This window comes from Arthrobacter sp. DualSoilB13 (assembly GCF_055389195.1).
On sequence record NZ_AP035865.1, the window covers coordinates 497,905 to 514,501 of the forward strand.

A 16,597-nucleotide genomic window follows, 5' to 3' on the forward strand; every position below is an offset into this window, starting at 1 on the left:
CTGGCTAAACTCAAGGGACAAGACTCGCCTGTGAAGTGCGTCACCGCGACCCTCGGGTGCCGCAACAGGACTACCTAGGAGATTTCGTGACTCAACCCAGTGCCGTGTGGAGCCTGTCCGGTTTCGGCGACGAAGTAGACCCCGATCCCGCCGTCCAGGCCGCCGTGCTGCTGGCCCTTGGTGCGAGCCACATCGAAGTCCGCAGCGCGTGGGGGACCAACGTTTCAGAACTAGAGCGCGACGCTGTGGTGAGGCTCAAAGCCATCCTGGACGAGAAAGGCCTCAAGGTTTCAGCTGTTGCCAGTCCTATTGGCAAGGTGGACGTCAGCCTCCCCGTGGAGCATGAGGTAACCCGGCTTCGCCAGATCATCTCTGTGGCGAAGGCCTTGGACACAAAGTACGTCCGTATCTTCTCCTTCTACCGCGGCGAAGGCCAGGAGCAGGAGGAGATCCGGGAGGCAGTCATGGAGCGCATGTCCGCCCTTGCTGCGGAAGCCGCAGCTCATGGCATTGTCCTGCTGCATGAAAACGAGAAGGGCATCTACGGTGATACTCCGGATCGCGTCCTGGACATTATGGAGACAGTCAACTCGCCGGCGCTCCGGGTGGCATGGGACAACGCCAACTTCGTCCAGGTAGGCGTCAAGCCCTACACCGAGGGATATGCCATCCTGCGTCCATACCTCGAATACCTTCAGGTTAAAGATGCCATCGCCACAACCGGTGAAGTAGTTCCCGCCGGTGAAGGAGACGGTGAACTGGATGCCACCATCAGCGCCCTCGCTGCCGATGGCTACACCGGCTTCGCCTCACTTGAGCCGCACCTGGCCAGTGCCCACGAGCTCGGCGGTTACTCCGGCCCGGTTGCTTTCGGAATCGCGGCCCGGGCCTTTGCGGGCCTTGCCGCCAAGAATGGCGTGGACCTGGTCTAAAAGCGCGGCACCAAGACAACCCCAGCATTAACCTTCGAAGGAGCAGGTATGCCTACAGCAGCAGTTATTGGTTGCGGCGACATCTCGACCATCCACTTCGCGGCCTTGGCCACCATGGACAATGCCGAATTGGTGGCGGTTTGCGATACCGATCCGGACAGGTTGCAAGCGGCGGAAGCCGCCCACGGCGTCCCTGGCTACGCGGACTACCTGGACATGCTCCAGAAGGTGCGTCCCGACGTCGTGCATGTTTGTACGCCGCACCACCTCCACGCCTCCGTTGCCGCTGACTGCTTGGAGCGCGGCGTGAACGTCATCGTGGAGAAGCCGCTGGCCCACACCCTGGCCGAGGGGCAGCGGTTGATTGAGGTGGCGGAGCGGAGCGAAGCGAAGATCGCTGTCTGCTTCCAGAACCGGTACAACGCGACCTCGCAAGCCATGCATAAACTGCTCGACGGCGGCACGCTGGGTCAGGTGATCGGCGCCTCGGCAACTGTCATGTGGCACCGGGACGCCAGCTACTACCGCAACCGCCCATGGCGGGGGACCTGGGCGGAAGGCGGGGGTGGGCTGATGATGAACCAGGCCATCCATACAGTGGACCTTCTGCAGTGGTTGGTGGGCGATGTTGCCAAGGTGGAGGGCCATGCGTCCACCCGTTCCCTGGGCGGCGTGATTGAGGTGGAGGACACCGCAGAGTTCGTTGCCGAGCACGTCAACGGCGCGCGCAGCGTCTTCTACGCAACGCTGGCCAACGCGGTGAATGCGCCCGTCACCCTGGATATTGTCACGGAGAACGCGACGCTCAGCCTGCGTGGCGATCTCACGGTGAGCTACGCCGACGGCACGGTGGACGTCATCCCGGAGAGGGTGGCTGAAAGTGGTGGCAGGTCCTACTGGGGTGTGTCCCATGAGCTTCTAATCGCGGATTTCTACAACAAGCTGCAGGATGCCGGGCCTTTCTGGATCAACCCTGCCGAGGCCGGAAAATCCTTGAGGATCATCAAGGATATCTACGCGCAAAGCTACCCGGAGATGGCTGACCGGGTGGGTTGATCGGCGCCTGTTATGCCATCTTGGCAACAATCTAAGAAACTTTTGACAATCGGTTGCCAAGATCACGCAAATTCCGTACTGTAAATCTCACACCCAAGAAAAGTGTGGCGCAGGCCACACACTCAAGCTCTGACTCGCATCAGGCTATGACTCAGTAGGAGCCAACAATGAAGTTAGGTCCCAAGGCGGCAGCAGCCGCCATCGTACTTAGCGCCTCCCTGGCGCTCACCGCATGTGGCGGCGGGAATGCCGGCGCCGGAGCGGGTTCCACTTCAGGAGCTAAGACAGTCACCGCACTGACGCTGGGCACCCTCCGGGACCTCACCTCATGGGACCCGGCACAGGCTCACGTAGGCCACGCGCTCCAGCCGTATCAGGCAGCCTACGACTCCCTGATCCTCCGCGAACCGGACGGCAAGCTCAGCCCCATGCTGGCAACCGCGTGGAAGTACAACGACACCAACACCAAGCTCACCGTGGACCTCCGCACGGATGTCACCTTCAGCGACGGAGCCAAGTTCGACGCCGCTGCCGCCAAGGCGAACATGGACCACTTCAAGAAGGCCAACGGCCCGCAAATGGCCCAGCTGGGGTCAGTTTCCGACGTCGCAGTAGTGGATGCCGACACGATCGACATCAACCTCAGCGCACCGGAACCGGCCCTCGAATACTTCCTCAGCCAGGCCGCAGGCCTGATGGGAAGCCCCGCAGCACTGGGCACGGACGCCATCAAGACCGTGCCCGTAGGTTCCGGTCCTTATGTGATGGACAAAGCCGCCTCCGTCAAGGACTCCCAGACGGTCTTCAACGCTCGCGAGGGTTACTGGAACAAGGACCTCCAGAAGTACAAGAAGCTCACCCTCAAGGTCCTCCTGGACCCCACCGCCCGCACCAACGCACTGGTCTCCGGCCAGATTGACGCAACCCTGCTGGATCCCAAGAACGGCAAGCAGGCCGAGGGCGCCAAGATGAAGCTCGAAACCAACCAGGTTGACTGGTCCGGACTGCTCCTGCTGGACCGTGACGGCACCAAGAACCCGGCCCTGGCAAACGTCAAGGTCCGCCAGGCCATCAACCATGCCTTTGACCGCAAGACCATCCTGGACCAGGTCATGCTGGGCCAGGGCACTCCCACCACGCAGCCCTTCGGCAAGGACAGCGGCGCTTGGAGCGAGGAACTGGAGAACTACTACAGCTACGATCCCGAGAAAGCCAAGCAGCTCCTGAAGGATTCCGGCTTTGAAGGCAAAGTCAGCATTGACGTTCCCACACTTCCCGGTGCTGAAACCCTCATCTCGGTCATGAAGCAGCAGCTCGCAGACGTGGGAATCACGCTGAACCCGGGTGCGGCCATCACCAACACCTTCACCGCGGACGTTGCCGCGCAGAAGTACCCGGCCCTGTTCTTCAACCTCTTCCAAGGCCAGCCCACCGTGGCAATCGACCAGATCGTTTCCACCAAGGCCCTGTACAACCCGTTCAAGACCACCACCCCTGAGCTTGAAGCCAAGATCGCGGCCGTGCGCACCGGTGGTGCCGACGCCGGCAAGCTGGCCCAGGAAGTCAACAAATACGTGGTGGAGCAAGCCTGGTTCGCCCCGCTGTTCCGCGTGAACCAGATGTACTACCACAACGACAAAGTGAACGTCACCCCGCAGGTCCAGCAGGCCGTTCCGTCCATCTACAACTACTCGCCCGCCAAGTAGGAACCCATGATCAAGTTCATTGCGAAAAGACTGGGCAGTGGTCTGGTGGTGTTGTTCGTCGTCTCGGTCCTCACCTTCACCCTGCTGTACACCTCCAGCGGAAGTATCGCCCAGAACATTTTGGGGGATCAGGCAACACCTGAACAGGTTGCTCTGAAGGAACAGGAACTGGGACTCGACCAGCCACTCTTCGTCCGCTACTTCGCGTGGTTGGGCGATGCCCTCACAGGTAACCTCGGTGCCTCCTGGTTCACCTCGGAGCCGGTAGCCAGCTCCCTGGCCACCCGCATCCCGGTCACCATGACCATGGTCTTCACCGCAATGATCCTGATCGCCATCTGCGCAGCACTGATCGGTGTTGCCGCAGCCGTGAAGCGCGGCTGGGTGGACAGGGTGGTTCAGATCGGCGCGATCGTGGGGGACTCCATCCCCGGGTATGTGATCGGCGTGTTCCTGGTAACCATCCTGGCCATCCAGCTGGGTTTCTTCCCCGCCACCAGCACCATCTCCCCGGAGGTGGGCCCGGAGGCCTGGGTCTACTCCATGACCCTTCCGGTGATCGCGTTGCTGATCAACGGTGTGACCGGCGGTGCGCAGCAGATCCGTTCCGCCGTCATCAAGCAGCTTGAACGGGACTACGTCCGGACGCTGCGCAGCCGTGGCATCGGAGAACGCGAAATCCTCTTCAAGCATGTTCTCCGCAGCGCCGCACCTGCAGGCTTGACCGTCTTGAGCCTGCAACTGATCGGCATGCTGGGCGGCGTGGTGATCATCGAGCAGATCTTCGCCCTTCCTGGAATGGGTCCGCTGGCTGTGGCAGCAACCACCCAAACCGATCTTCCCGTGGTCATGGGAGTGGTGATGTACACCGTGGTGGTGGTCATCGTCGTGAACCTCCTGGTGGACATCCTCAATGGTTGGCTCAACCCGAAAGTACGTGTCTCATGAGCGACTCCGTAGATTCAGCAGCAGTATCCGCAGACTCCATGGGCGTCGCGGCAAAAACAGGCCAGAGCGGCACGGTGGTCCGGTCCACCGTGATGCGCCGCCTCCTGAAGAACCCCATGGGCATCGCCTCGCTGGTGATCCTCCTGACGATCGCTGTGCTGGCCATCCTGGCGCCGGTGATCGCCCCTTTCGAAGAGAACTTCGCCAACATTTCCAAGACCCTGGCCGCTCCGGATTCAGTCAACATCATGGGCACGGACAGCGCAGGGCGCGATACCTGGAGCCGCCTGCTCTTTGGTGCGCAGCTCACCCTCTTGTCCGCGCTGCTGTGCGCAGGCGTTGCGATTGCCATCGGACTTCCGGCAGGCCTGATTGCCGGCTACTACGGAGGTAAATTCGAAGCAGTCTCCAACTGGGTGGTCAGCATCCTCATGAGCCTGCCCGGCCTGATCGTCCTGCTCACCATCCGTGCAGCGTTCGGCCCGTCCGTATGGATCTCCATGATCGCTTTCGGTGTGCTGATCAGTCCTTCCTACTTCCGGCTCACCCGCACCGCGGTGCAGTCGGTCCGGAACGAGCTCTACGTGGACGCTGCCCGGGTTTCGGGCCTGTCCGATCTAAGCATTATTGCCCGCCACATTTTCTCCGTGGTCCGCGCACCCATCATCATCCAAACCGCCGCAATCGCCGGTGTTGCCATCGCCATTCAGTCCGGGCTTGAGTTCCTTGGCCTGGGCGATCCCACCAAGGCCACTTGGGGCGTCATGCTCTCCGAAGGCTTCAAGAACGTCTACCTGACCCCGATTCTGCTGCTCTGGCCGGCACTGGCCATGGCGCTCACCATCGGCGGACTCGTCCTGCTGGGCAACGCCATCCGCGACGCCTTGGAAGACGGCGAAAAGATCAAACATCGCAAAAAGCGGTCGGTTGCTTCTGCTGGCAGCACGACGCCGGACCCCGCCAAGGCGCGCCAGTCACGGAAGTTTGTGGCCGCCGTCGACGCCGGAACCGAGCACCACTTGGTCAAGGTGACCAACCTCGGCGTCGGATATCCGCAGGCTGACGGGTCCATCAAAAAGGTGGTGGACGACGTCTCCTTCCACGTGGACCGCGGCGAGATCCTGGGCATCGTGGGCGAATCGGGATCGGGCAAGTCCCAGACCGCGTTCTCCATCCTGGGCCTGCTGCCGGACAACGCACGCATTGTGGGTGGTTCCATCCAGTTTGATGGCAACTACACGGTGGCCCCCGGTGAAGACCGCGTCAGCCAGGAGAGGTTGTCCAAACTACGCGGCAAACGGATTTCCTACATCCCCCAGGAGCCCATGAGCAACCTGGACCCGGCGTTTACCATCGGCTACCAGCTGGTCACACCCATGGTTCGAGTCCTTGGAATCTCCAAGGCTGAAGCCCGCACACGCGCCCTCAAGCTGCTTACCGACGTCGGAATTGCCAACCCGGAACTCACCTTCAATGCTTACCCGCATGAGGTCTCCGGCGGAATGGCCCAACGCGTGCTGATCGCCGGTGCCATCAGCTGCGAACCGGACCTGGTGATCGCGGACGAACCCACCACCGCCCTGGACGTCACCGTGCAGGCCGATGTGCTGGACCTGCTGCGTGAACTGCAGCAGCGCCTCAACATCGGGGTCATCCTGGTGACCCACAACTTCGGTGTCGTGGCCGACCTTTGCGACCGCGTGGCCGTGATGCAGAACGGCCGGCTCGTGGAAGAAGGGACCGTCCGGGACATCCTCCGGAACCCGAAAGAGCCTTACACACAGACCCTGCTGGGGTCCATGCTCGAAGGAAAGACGCCCATGACCATGCTTGTATCCAAGCCTGGATCGGCAGCACAGTCCGGATCAGCAGCACAGAAGGAGCCGGTGGCATGAGCACCTCTCTTGATTCATCGCAGAAGTCTCCGCTCCTTTCAGTGGAGAACCTGGTGGTGGAATACCCCAGCAAGCGGTTCCGGGCGAAGCCCTTCCGGGCGCTGACGGACATCAACATCACCATCGGCCAAGGCGAGACCTTGGGCCTGGTGGGGGAGTCCGGTTCCGGCAAGACCACTCTTGGCCGCGCCGTCCTGGGCCTTGCCCCGGTCACCGCAGGAAAGGTGATCTTTGAAGGCAACGACATCAGTAACGCTTCGCGGAAGGAACGCCGTACCCTGAGCCGGGACCTGCAGGTGGTCTTCCAGGACCCCTACACCTCGTTGAACCCTGCGCTGGAGATTGGTGACATCCTTGCCGAGCCCCTCGGCGTGCAGGGGATGGAGCCTGCTGCGGCCAAGAAAAGAGTCAAGGAACTGCTGGACCAGGTGGGCTTGCCGACGGACGCGATCCACCGGTTGCCGCGCGAGTTCAGCGGCGGGCAGCGCCAACGCGTTGCGATCGCGCGGGCACTTGCCCTGTCCCCGAAGCTGATTGTCTGCGACGAACCCGTCAGTGCACTGGACCTCTCCACCCAGGCCCGCGTGCTGGACCTGTTCCTGCAGATCCAGAAGGACACCGGCGTTTCGTACTTGTTCGTCTCACACGACCTCGACGTCGTGCGGCACATCAGCCACCGTGTGGCCGTCATGTATCACGGTGAAATCGTGGAGCAAGGCCCAGCCGAAGTTGTCACCCGCGATCCCGAACACCCCTACACCCAGCGGCTGCTGCTTGCCTCGCCGGTGCCCGACCCTGACCGGCAGGAACAACGCCGGGCAGACCGCCACCGCCTACTCGCAAACCAGCACAGCCAAATCGAACAGCAAGGTGCCGTGGCCTGAACGGCCCGGCATCCCATCACACATCCAGGGTCCGGAAGGGCCCGGAAACCCCGGAGGAAAAAGTGGCCACAATAGGCGTCCAAGCCATGATGTTGAAGGACAGTTTTGCTGACGTTGGAGCATTCGAAACGCTCCGTAAGGTCAGCGCGATCGGCTATAACGCCGTCGAGATTTCCCAGATCCCCATGACCCCGGAGAATGTGGGCGAGCTGGACCGCTCCCGTACGGAGCTGGGCATGGACATCGCCGCGCTTTCGGTCAACATTGAAGGCCGCAAAGGCATGCCCGTGGAATCACTGGCGGACAATTTCGACAAGATCGTGGACGACGCCAAGCGGCTGGACAGCTCGCTGCTGCGCATCGGGATGCTTCCGTTCGGGGCCATGCAGTCACTGGACTCGGTGGTTGAATTCGCCAAGCAAGCCAACGGTTACGCCGAACGGCTCCAGGAACACGGCATCAGCTTGTACTACCACAATCACCACATCGAGTTCGCAAAGTTTGACGGCAAGTACATGCTAGACATCATCGCCGAAAACTCCCCGGCCATGGGCATGGAAATTGACGTCCACTGGGTGCAGCGTGGCGGCCTCGATCCCGTGCGGACCCTGGAAAAGTACGCCGGTAATACCGCCATGGTGCACCTGAAGGATTACAGGATCGGCCAGATGCCGGAATCGTCCTTCGGGCTCCTGGAGAAGGGCGACTTCCCCGGGTTCATGGCCGAGTTCCGCAATGTGGTGCAGTTCGCCGAAGTGGGCGAGGGCAACCTGGACTTCCCCTCCATCATTCCGGCCGCCGTCGCCGCAGGAGCCAAGTACCTCTTGGTGGAGCAGGACGAACTCTATGGGCGGACCGTGTGGGATGCGCTCCAGACCTCGTACGACAACTTGGTGGCCATGGGCCACGCCGACCTTTTCTAGATTTCAGCCACTTCCCGGTTTTCAACACAGGAGATTGCATTCATGAGCAAGAAAGTACGCCTCGGCATCATCGGCCTGGGCCAGCAAGGCGGCGCCTACGCCAAGTTCATCACGGACGGCCTGGTGCCCAATATGGAGATCGGCGCAATCTGCGATGTTGATCCCGCCAAGAAGGAACTCGCAGCCTCGCAGTATCCGGATGTCCCGTTCTACGACGACTACATCACCCTGCTTGAGAGCGGATCCGTAGACGCGATTGTCACCTGCGTGCCGCACTTCCTGCACCCGGAGATGGGCATCGAAACACTCAAGCGCAACATCCACGCGCTCGTGGAGAAGCCCGCCGGCGTCTACACCAAGCAGGTCAAGGAACTGAACGAGTTCGCCGCCTCCAAGCCGGAGCTTTCCTTCGGCATCATGTTCAATCAGCGCAACAACCCGCTGTACAAGAAGCTGAAGGAAATCGTCGATAACGGCGAGATCGGCAAGATCCGCCGCTCCAACTGGATCATCACCAACTGGTGGCGCCCGCAGGGGTACTACAACTCCAGCGAGTGGCGTGCTACCTGGGGCGGCGAGGGCGGTGGCGTCCTGGTCAACCAGGCACCGCACCAGCTGGACCTGTGGCAGTGGATCTGTGGCGTCCCGCAGTCCGTGTACTCCAAGGTGGCGTACGGCTTCCGCCGCGACATCGCCGTCGAGGATGAAGTCACGGCAGTAGTGGATTATGGCGACGGCGCCACCGGCGTTTTTGTGACGGCCACCCACGACATCGTGGGAACCGACAGGTTCGAGATCCTGGGCGACCAAGGCAAGATCGTGGTGGAAGACAGCAAGGTGGCCACGGTTACCCGGCTGGTCAAACCTGAGCGGGAAATCAGTGATTCCATGGATATGGATGGCGTCCGCAAGCTCTTCATGGGCCAGCTGAACCGCGAAGAGCTGTACAGCAGCGAGGTCATCGAGTTCGAGTCTGCGTGGGGTGGCCAGCATGCCGGCGTCCTGGAGAACTTTGCGGCCAACATTTTGGACGGAACTCCTCTACTGGCTCCGGGTTCGGACGGTATCAACGGTGTTCGCTTGGCAAACGCCATCCACCTTTCCAGCTGGACCGGCAAGGAAGTGTCTTTGGACTTTGATGAGGATGAATTCCTGCAGGAGCTGAACAAGCGCATCGCTGAAGAGGGCAAGTTCCCCGAGCGTTCCTAGCCCCTTCGAAGCGGGCCGGTTGTCAACATTCTTTTGGCAACCGGCTTGTTTTGTTGCCATGCGGTCTACGATGGAGCGGTGACTGACCTGACGAGCACTGGAGCAGCAACCACCCCCACCAAACGAGGCCGGGGTGAGAAGTCCTCTGCCACGATTTACGACATCGCAAAGCTCGCGGGCGTGAATCCCTCTACAGTGTCCCGCGCCCTGAGTAAACCGGGCCGCGTGAGTGCCAAGACGCAGAAGATCATTGAGGACGCGGCGGCGGAGCTGAACTATCATGTGAATCCCTTCGCTCGCGCCCTCCCCACCGGCCGTACCCAGACCATCGGGTTGATCGTGGCGGACATCACCAACCCCACGTTCTTTGACATCATCCGCGGCGCGGAAACCACGGGATCGGCCCGCGATTACACGCTGGTTCTAGCCGAGTCCGCTGAGTCACCGGAAACCGAAGTAACAGCGGCCCGGCGTCTGTTGAGCACCGTGGACGGTCTCATCCTGGCCAGTCCCCGCATGGACGATGACCAGATCCGGGCTTTGGCTGCGGACAAGCCGGTGGCCGTTATTAACCGTGAGATCACCGGGGTTCCGTGCGTGGTGCCGGACGTCAACAAGGGCATCAGCGAGGCCGTGCGCAGCCTGGCCGCCAACGGCCATGAGAAGCTCGCCTACGTCGCCGGCCCCAAGCAGTCATGGATGACGGGCCGGCGTTGGGATGGCGTCAAAGCCGCTGCGGAGTGGTCCAAGCTCAGCGCGGTCCGCCTGGAGTCCTCCAAACCAACCGTCGACGGCGGCAGGCAAGTAGCGCGCGACGTCCTGGAAAGCGGGGCGACGGCGGTGATCACCTACAACGACCTCCTCGCCATTGGCTTGATGCAGGAGCTGCAGGCTGGTGGGATGAGTGTCCCGGACCAGATCAGCATTGTTGGCTTTGACGACATTTTTGGAGCCGATTTCACCACCCCCGCGTTGACCACCGTGCGCTCACCCTTGGGGGAGTGCGGCACCCGCGCCGTCACCATCCTGCTGGATATGCTGCAGGGCCAGGAGGCCCCGGACGAAGCGGTCCGGGTGGAGACGGAACTCGTGGTGCGAGGGTCCAGCGGACGGCTCCTCGCCTAGGCTCAGTGAGCCGCTGCGCAGCGGGATGCAACAGGGTGGCAATTTTTGGCAACCGGTTGACAAAGTGCCGAACCGGAACGCAAGATTGACCTATGTCACAGTCCATCGCCGCACACCCTGACAGGCTCCTGCCCGCAGATCCCGGGACGCGCAGCATCGCGCGCTCTTTGTTGGAGCGCGTCCAGGACCTGCCCATCATTTCCCCGCACGGCCACGTTGACGCTGCTGTCATCGAGCAGAACACGCCGTTTCCCGACCCCGCAGCACTTCTGGTTAGCCCGGACCACTACGTCACCCGCCTGATCCACGCCAACGGTGTTCCGATGGATCAGTTGCTGGCCGGGACGGCCTCTGCGCCGGAGTCCCGGGAGATCTGGAGGCAGTTTGTCCAGTCATGGCCGCTGTTCGAGGGCACGGCCTCCGGGTACTGGCTGCGCACCCAGTTCAACGACGTTTTCAAACTCGGCGCAGACCTCAGCGAGATGCCGGCAGACGCCAGCTATGACGCGATTGCCGCGAAGTTGGTGGAGCCGGACTTCCGTCCCAGACAGCTTTTCAAGGACTTCAACATTGAGGTCCTGGCCACCACGGACGATCCCTTGGACAACCTTGCCAGCCACAAGGCCCTCACCGAGGATCCCAGCTTCAACGGCCGCGTGCTCCCCACATTCCGTCCGGATGCCTACCTGAACGTGGCGCATCCGCAGTGGAGCGCGAATGTTGACCGTTTGATCGAAACTGCAGGCGACGGTGCCACAGGCTACGCGGGCTATATTGCGGCGCTTGAGAACCGCCGTCGGTATTTTGTAGAGCATGGCGCGGTATCGGCGGACCATGGCGTCCGCACGCCGGCCACCCTCAAACTGGATGCCGCGGAAGCGGAAGCCCTCTTCGAGAAGGCGCGGGCCGGAAAGGCAACTGCCCAGGACCGCGACGCGTTCGAGGCCCACATGATGTACCAGATGGCGCGCATGTCAGTGGCCGACGGTTTGGTCATGACCATCCACCCGGGCTCCTACCGGAACCACCACGAGCCCACCTTCAAGTCCTTCGGGGCAGACACCGGCCACGACATTCCGTTCGCCGTGAACTACACCGAGGCCATCCGTCCGTTGCTGCAGGACTTCGGCACGGCCAAGGACTTCCACCTGGTGCTCTTCACCCTCGACGAGACTGTCTTCTCGCGTGAACTCGCTCCATTGGCCGGCTTCTACCCGTCCGTGTACATCGGCGCACCGTGGTGGTTCCTCGATGCGCCGGATGCCATGTTGCGCTTCCGCTCAGCAGTTACGGAGACCGCCGGTTTCTCGCGGTCCTCGGGCTTCATCGATGACACCCGCGCCTTCTGCTCCATCCCCGCACGCCATGACGCCTCCCGCAGGATCGAAGCCTCCTTCCTCGCGCGCCTTGTGGCCGAGCACCGCGTTACTGAAGACCGCGCGCACGAGTTGATCCTCGACGTCGTCGATTCCTCGCCACGCAGGGTGTTCAAGCTATGACCGCCGAACTGCCGCGCCTTAGCCGCGCTGTTTCGCCTGCCGGCCAGGCACCGATCAGGATTGTGCATCTGGGCCTCGGGGCGTTTCACCGCTCCCACCAAGCCTGGTACACGCAGCATGCCGGCGACGCGGGGGAGTGGGGCATCGCTTCGTTCACCGGCCGCCGTCCTGACGCCGCGGAAGTCCTCGCTGCACAGGATGGGCTGTTCACAGTGGTGGAGCGATCCGACGCGGGCGATTCCTTCGAGGTAGTGGGCAGCATCGTCGAAGCCGTAGATGGCGCCAACGTGGGCCGGCTGGTTGAACTGCTCGCCGCGCCCCAGACCGCTGTGGTCACCCTCACCATCACGGAAGCGGCGTACGGCCTTGGCACCGACGACGCCCCGCTGCTGGTTTCCGGGGCAAAGCCCACGACGCCGTTGGGCCGCTTGGTTTTGGGACTCGCCGCGCGCAGGGACGCCGACGCCGGCCCTCTGGCCGTCGTTTCCTGTGACAACCTCTCGGACAACGGAAACGTCGCACGAGATGGCGTGCTGGGTATTGCCAGAGAGTTCGACGGCGGCCTGGCCGCCTGGATTGAGGCGAACGTGAGCTTTGTGAGCACGTCCGTTGACCGGATTACTCCGCGTACCACCGCGGATGACGTTGCCTTGGTGCGTGAAAAGTGCGGCTACCAGGACGATGCTCCGGTGGTCACCGAACCTTTCCGCAACTGGGTCCTCAGCGGAGACTTCCCCGCCGGCCGCCCGCGGTGGGAGGACGCCGGCGCGGTTTTCGTGGACGACATTGAGCCCTACGAAAACCGCAAGCTCTGGCTTCTTAATGGTGCTCACTCGATCCTGGCGTACGCCGGGCAACTGCGTGGACACTCCACGGTGGCCGAAGCTCTGGCCGATCCGTTGTGCTTGCAAGCTGTTGAAGATTTCTGGGAAGAGGCGTCGAGGCACCTATCCGGTGATGATCTAGGCATTCCCGAGTACCGGGCGGCATTGCTGGATCGCTTTGGCAACTCCCGGATTGCGCACCACTTGGCCCAGATCGCCATGGATGCCAGCACCAAGCTGCGCATGAGGGCCGTCCCTGTGCTCCGCGCCGAACGCGCAGCAGGGCGAACCGGCGAGGCTGCGGCAAGGATGATCGCCGTGTGGGCCGCCTACGTGGAGTCGAACCCCGGGTTACAGGACCCCCAGTCCGGAGCGGTGGCCGAGGCTAACCAGCTTTCCGGTCTTGACCGCATCGCTGCCCTCGTAGCGTTGCTGGATGCTGAGCTCGCCCGGGATTCCGCGGTGGTGGAGCTCGTTCATAAGCTCAGCAGTAGCTTTGCGCATAAGCTCAGCAGTAGCTTTGCGCCCGAAGTTTCAGCTAACGCTGGTACTGCGGCGTAGGAATCTATATGCGAGGTGGTCCGGGCCCTGAGGTTTCAGGTGCCCGGGCCACGGTCGTTTAACGTGGTCGACTGGCACCCTTAGCGTCCAACACCGCAAACCCATGCGTTGTGGGGCCCACTCTGCGTGCCTCGACGCGATCTTGGGGCGCAGAGCGGGCCTCACAAGGGAAGAGATTTGGTGTAACTTTCAATGAAATATGGCGGCAACCGATTGCCAAACGCTTGCCAAGGTGACTAGAGTTACATCAGCTGCACAAGCCGGTCCCCTTCCAGTGATCGCCCTCGGGGATCCAATCCCCGTGCGAAGTCCACTGTCGAGTCGGCTCGGACCGCAATGACGCGAAGGGTAAAGGAGCCCGCATTGAAAAAGCTCAGCAAACTCAGCATCGCCGGCTATGGTGCCGGCGATGCCGCCAACAATCTTGCCTTCACCACCGCCACGATGTTCCTGCTGGTGTACTACACGGACGTCGCAGGAATTTCGGCGGCCGCAGCCGGCACACTGCTCCTGGTGGTGAGGATCTTTGACGCGTTCGCCGACGTCTTCGCCGGACGTATGGTTGACCGCTCCTACAGCAAACGCTTTGGGAAATTCCGGCCGTTCATTATGTTCGGCTCCATTCCGCTCCTGCTCCTCAGCGTGGCCACGTTCTCCGTGCCGCAGTGGGGTGAGGCGGGCACCTTGCTCTACGCCTATGTGAGCTACGCGGCCCTGGGGTTGGCGTACTCCCTGGTCAACATCCCGTATGGCTCGCTGGCCGGGGCCATGACGCAGGACCCGGGGGACCGCGCCAAGCTGGGCTCCGCCCGCACGGTGGGTGCACTGTTGGTGGGTTCCGCTCTGGGCATCTTCGTTGCGCCACTGATCAAGCCCGGCGCTGACCTCCAGACTACGTTCACCACCATCACACTGGCTTTTGTGGTGATCGGCGCGGCGCTCTACTTCTTCACGGTTCTCACCGCCAAGGAGCGCGTTCACCGCACGGTCCCCAATGTTTCCTTCAAACAGAGTATGGACACGTTGAAGACCAATCGTCCGCTGCTGATGCTGTGCCTGAGCTCCTTCCTTTTCCTCACCGGCTACATGGCGTTGTCCTCAGTTCAGCTCTACTACCTCCGCGATGTCCTGGGCCGCTTGGATCTCTTTCCGGTGCTTGCCATCGTCCAACTGGCCATGACCCTGGCCCTGGCACCTTTGATGCCGCGAATGGTCCGCAGGATCGGCAAAAAGAACGTCTATATCGCTGCCGGAACGCTGTCCATGGTGGGCGGAATTGTTGTCTTCCTCGCCCCACCTTCCATGGTTTGGGTTGGATTCTCCGGGTTGGTGGTCAGCCTGATGGGCGTCATGGCGGTGAACATCGTGGTGTGGGCCCTGGAGGCCGACACCGTTGAGTATGGCGAATGGAAAACCGGCGTCCGCACCGAGGGAATCACCTACGCGCTGTTTTCCTTCACCCGTAAGACCGGCCAAGCCGTGGGCGGCGCCCTGGCCGCCTATTGCCTCGCCGTGGGCGGGTACAAGTCGGGGGCGGCTCAGAGTGCGGAAGCCATGCAGGGAATCCAATTCGCCGCCGGAGCGCTGCCGGCCATCATGACCATCCTGGCGATAGCGGTGATGGCCAAATACAAGCTCACGGACGCAGTGCATGCGCAGATTGTGGGGGAGATCCGTGCGCGCCGTTCTGCGGAGGCCTTGCAGCTCAGCCAAAAAAGCTAGGCAACCGGTTGCCACTGGATGCAATCCAACCTAAAATCGTACTTAATCTCAACCAGCCACATCCCGAAAGGAAAAGCTGTGAAAATCATTGCCGCTGAAGTCTTTGTGACCAGCCCGTCCCGTAATTTTGTTACTTTGCGCATCACCACGGAGGACGGTGTCACCGGCATCGGTGACGCCACGCTCAACGGCCGTGAACTGGCCGTAGCAGCGTACCTCAAGGAACACGTGGCGCAGCTGCTCATCGGCAAGGATCCGCACCGGATCGAGGACACCTGGCAGTTCCTCTACCGCAGCTCATACTGGCGCCGGGGCCCCGTGACCATGGCGGCGATTGCCGCCGTCGACATGGCGCTGTGGGACATCAAGGGCAAGATCGCCGGGATGCCGGTGTACCAGCTGCTGGGTGGCGCTTCCCGCAACGGTTTGCGGGCCTACGGCCACGCGTCCGGCGCTGACATTCCCTCGCTGTTCGACTCCGTTCGTGAGCACCTGGAACTGGGCTACAAGTCCATCCGCATCCAGACCGCCATCCCCGGCATCAAAGCCGTATACGGTGTGGCCGCACAGGCGCAGGCCTCGGGCGAACGCTATGACTACGAGCCCGCCGGCCGTGGCGCGTTCCCGCAGGAAGAGGACTGGGACACCCGCGCCTACCTGCGCCACCTGCCCACCGTGTTTGAAGCCGTCCGGAACGAGTTCGGCCCGGAAATCCCGCTGCTTCACGATGGCCACCACCGTATGACGCCCATCCAAGCCGCCAAGCTCGGCAAAGCCCTGGAGCCTTACGACCTCTTCTGGCTGGAGGACTGCACCCCGGCCGAGAACCAGGAAGGCTTGCGCCTGGTCCGCCAGCACACCACCACGCCGCTGGCCATCGGTGAAATCTTCAACACCGTGTTCGACTTCCAAACCCTCATCAAAGAACAGCTGATCGACTACGTTCGTGCTGCATCCACCCACTTCGGCGGCATTTCACCGCTGAAAAAGGTCATGGACTTCGCGGCCCAGTACCAGATCAAGTCAGGCTTCCACGGCCCCACCGATATTTCGCCCGTAGGTTTCGCCGCCCAGCTCCACGTGGGCCTGGCCATCCATAACTACGGCATCCAGGAATACATGCAGCACTCGGACAAGACCAACGAGGTCTTCCAGCAGTCCATGACCTTCAAGGACGGCTACCTGCACCCCGGCGACGAACCCGGCATCGGCGTCGAATTCAACGAAGAAGCCGCCGCCGCGTTCCCGTACCAGCAGGCCTACCTGCCGTACAACCGCCTCGTGGATGGCACGGTTCATGACTGGTAGAGAGG

The 16,597-nt window shown here is 62.0% G+C and carries 13 protein-coding genes; all 13 read left to right on the forward strand.

What is annotated here, in order from left to right; all coding sequences use genetic code 11:
- The first annotated feature begins 86 nt into the window (after positions 1 to 86).
- On the forward strand, positions 87 to 932 hold the full coding sequence (locus ACZ5J0_RS02485) for a TIM barrel protein (protein WP_166841226.1): 846 nt from the start codon (positions 87 to 89) through the stop codon (positions 930 to 932).
- A gap of 48 nt (positions 933 to 980) precedes the next feature.
- The gene (locus tag ACZ5J0_RS02490) at positions 981 to 1,988 is read left to right on the forward strand and encodes a Gfo/Idh/MocA family protein (protein ID WP_464094104.1); all 1,008 of its coding nucleotides are present in this window, start codon (positions 981 to 983) and stop codon (positions 1,986 to 1,988) included.
- A gap of 167 nt (positions 1,989 to 2,155) precedes the next feature.
- On the forward strand, positions 2,156 to 3,694 hold the full coding sequence (locus ACZ5J0_RS02495) for an ABC transporter substrate-binding protein (RefSeq protein WP_223941643.1): 1,539 nt from the start codon (positions 2,156 to 2,158) through the stop codon (positions 3,692 to 3,694).
- Between the two features lie 6 nt (positions 3,695 to 3,700).
- Positions 3,701 to 4,642, forward strand: a complete 942-nt coding sequence (locus ACZ5J0_RS02500) for an ABC transporter permease (RefSeq protein ID WP_166841229.1) — start codon at positions 3,701 to 3,703, stop codon at positions 4,640 to 4,642.
- On the forward strand, positions 4,639 to 6,537 hold the full coding sequence (locus ACZ5J0_RS02505; RefSeq protein WP_166841230.1) for a dipeptide/oligopeptide/nickel ABC transporter permease/ATP-binding protein: 1,899 nt from the start codon (positions 4,639 to 4,641) through the stop codon (positions 6,535 to 6,537). Before ACZ5J0_RS02500 ends, ACZ5J0_RS02505 begins: the two co-directional genes overlap by 4 nt.
- Positions 6,534 to 7,421, forward strand: a complete 888-nt coding sequence (locus ACZ5J0_RS02510; RefSeq protein WP_166841231.1) for an ATP-binding cassette domain-containing protein — start codon at positions 6,534 to 6,536, stop codon at positions 7,419 to 7,421. Before ACZ5J0_RS02505 ends, ACZ5J0_RS02510 begins: the two co-directional genes overlap by 4 nt.
- Before the next feature lie 86 nt (positions 7,422 to 7,507).
- The gene (locus ACZ5J0_RS02515; RefSeq protein WP_166841373.1) at positions 7,508 to 8,344 is read left to right on the forward strand and encodes a sugar phosphate isomerase/epimerase family protein; all 837 of its coding nucleotides are present in this window, start codon (positions 7,508 to 7,510) and stop codon (positions 8,342 to 8,344) included.
- 42 nt (positions 8,345 to 8,386) lie between these two features.
- The gene (locus tag ACZ5J0_RS02520; RefSeq protein ID WP_166841232.1) at positions 8,387 to 9,553 is read left to right on the forward strand and encodes a Gfo/Idh/MocA family protein; all 1,167 of its coding nucleotides are present in this window, start codon (positions 8,387 to 8,389) and stop codon (positions 9,551 to 9,553) included.
- A gap of 78 nt (positions 9,554 to 9,631) precedes the next feature.
- Positions 9,632 to 10,678 (forward strand): LacI family DNA-binding transcriptional regulator, encoded by a 1,047-nt coding sequence (locus tag ACZ5J0_RS02525; RefSeq protein WP_464094106.1) that lies wholly within the window; start codon positions 9,632 to 9,634, stop codon positions 10,676 to 10,678.
- Positions 10,679 to 10,770: 92 nt separating this feature from the next.
- A complete protein-coding gene (gene uxaC / locus ACZ5J0_RS02530; protein ID WP_166841234.1) occupies positions 10,771 to 12,177 on the forward strand; it encodes a glucuronate isomerase in 1,407 nt (468 codons plus the stop codon).
- Entirely contained in the window at positions 12,174 to 13,562 is a 1,389-nt protein-coding gene (locus ACZ5J0_RS02535) for a mannitol dehydrogenase family protein (RefSeq protein WP_464094107.1), read from the forward strand. Before uxaC ends, ACZ5J0_RS02535 begins: the two co-directional genes overlap by 4 nt.
- A 363-nt stretch (positions 13,563 to 13,925) precedes the next feature.
- A complete protein-coding gene (uidB, locus tag ACZ5J0_RS02540; protein WP_464094108.1) occupies positions 13,926 to 15,284 on the forward strand; it encodes a glucuronide transporter in 1,359 nt (452 codons plus the stop codon).
- 78 nt (positions 15,285 to 15,362) lie between these two features.
- Positions 15,363 to 16,592 (forward strand): D-mannonate dehydratase ManD, encoded by a 1,230-nt coding sequence (manD, locus tag ACZ5J0_RS02545; protein WP_142936842.1) that lies wholly within the window; start codon positions 15,363 to 15,365, stop codon positions 16,590 to 16,592.
- Positions 16,593 to 16,597 lie beyond the last annotated feature (5 nt).

Bases quoted from the DNA above. Each gene is read 5' to 3' on its own strand.
- ACZ5J0_RS02520 (WP_166841232.1), top strand. From the start codon at position 8,387: ATGAGCAAGAAAGTACGCCTCGGCATCATCGGCCTGGGCCAGCAAGGC.
- ACZ5J0_RS02500 (WP_166841229.1), top strand. From the start codon at position 3,701: ATGATCAAGTTCATTGCGAAAAGACTGGGCAGTGGTCTGGTGGTGTTG.
- ACZ5J0_RS02535 (WP_464094107.1), top strand. From the start codon at position 12,174: ATGACCGCCGAACTGCCGCGCCTTAGCCGCGCTGTTTCGCCTGCCGGC.
- ACZ5J0_RS02505 (WP_166841230.1), top strand. From the start codon at position 4,639: ATGAGCGACTCCGTAGATTCAGCAGCAGTATCCGCAGACTCCATGGGC.
- ACZ5J0_RS02510 (WP_166841231.1), top strand. From the start codon at position 6,534: ATGAGCACCTCTCTTGATTCATCGCAGAAGTCTCCGCTCCTTTCAGTG.
- ACZ5J0_RS02495 (WP_223941643.1), top strand. From the start codon at position 2,156: ATGAAGTTAGGTCCCAAGGCGGCAGCAGCCGCCATCGTACTTAGCGCC.
- ACZ5J0_RS02490 (WP_464094104.1), top strand. From the start codon at position 981: ATGCCTACAGCAGCAGTTATTGGTTGCGGCGACATCTCGACCATCCAC.
- ACZ5J0_RS02515 (WP_166841373.1), top strand. From the start codon at position 7,508: ATGATGTTGAAGGACAGTTTTGCTGACGTTGGAGCATTCGAAACGCTC.
- uxaC (WP_166841234.1), top strand. From the start codon at position 10,771: ATGTCACAGTCCATCGCCGCACACCCTGACAGGCTCCTGCCCGCAGAT.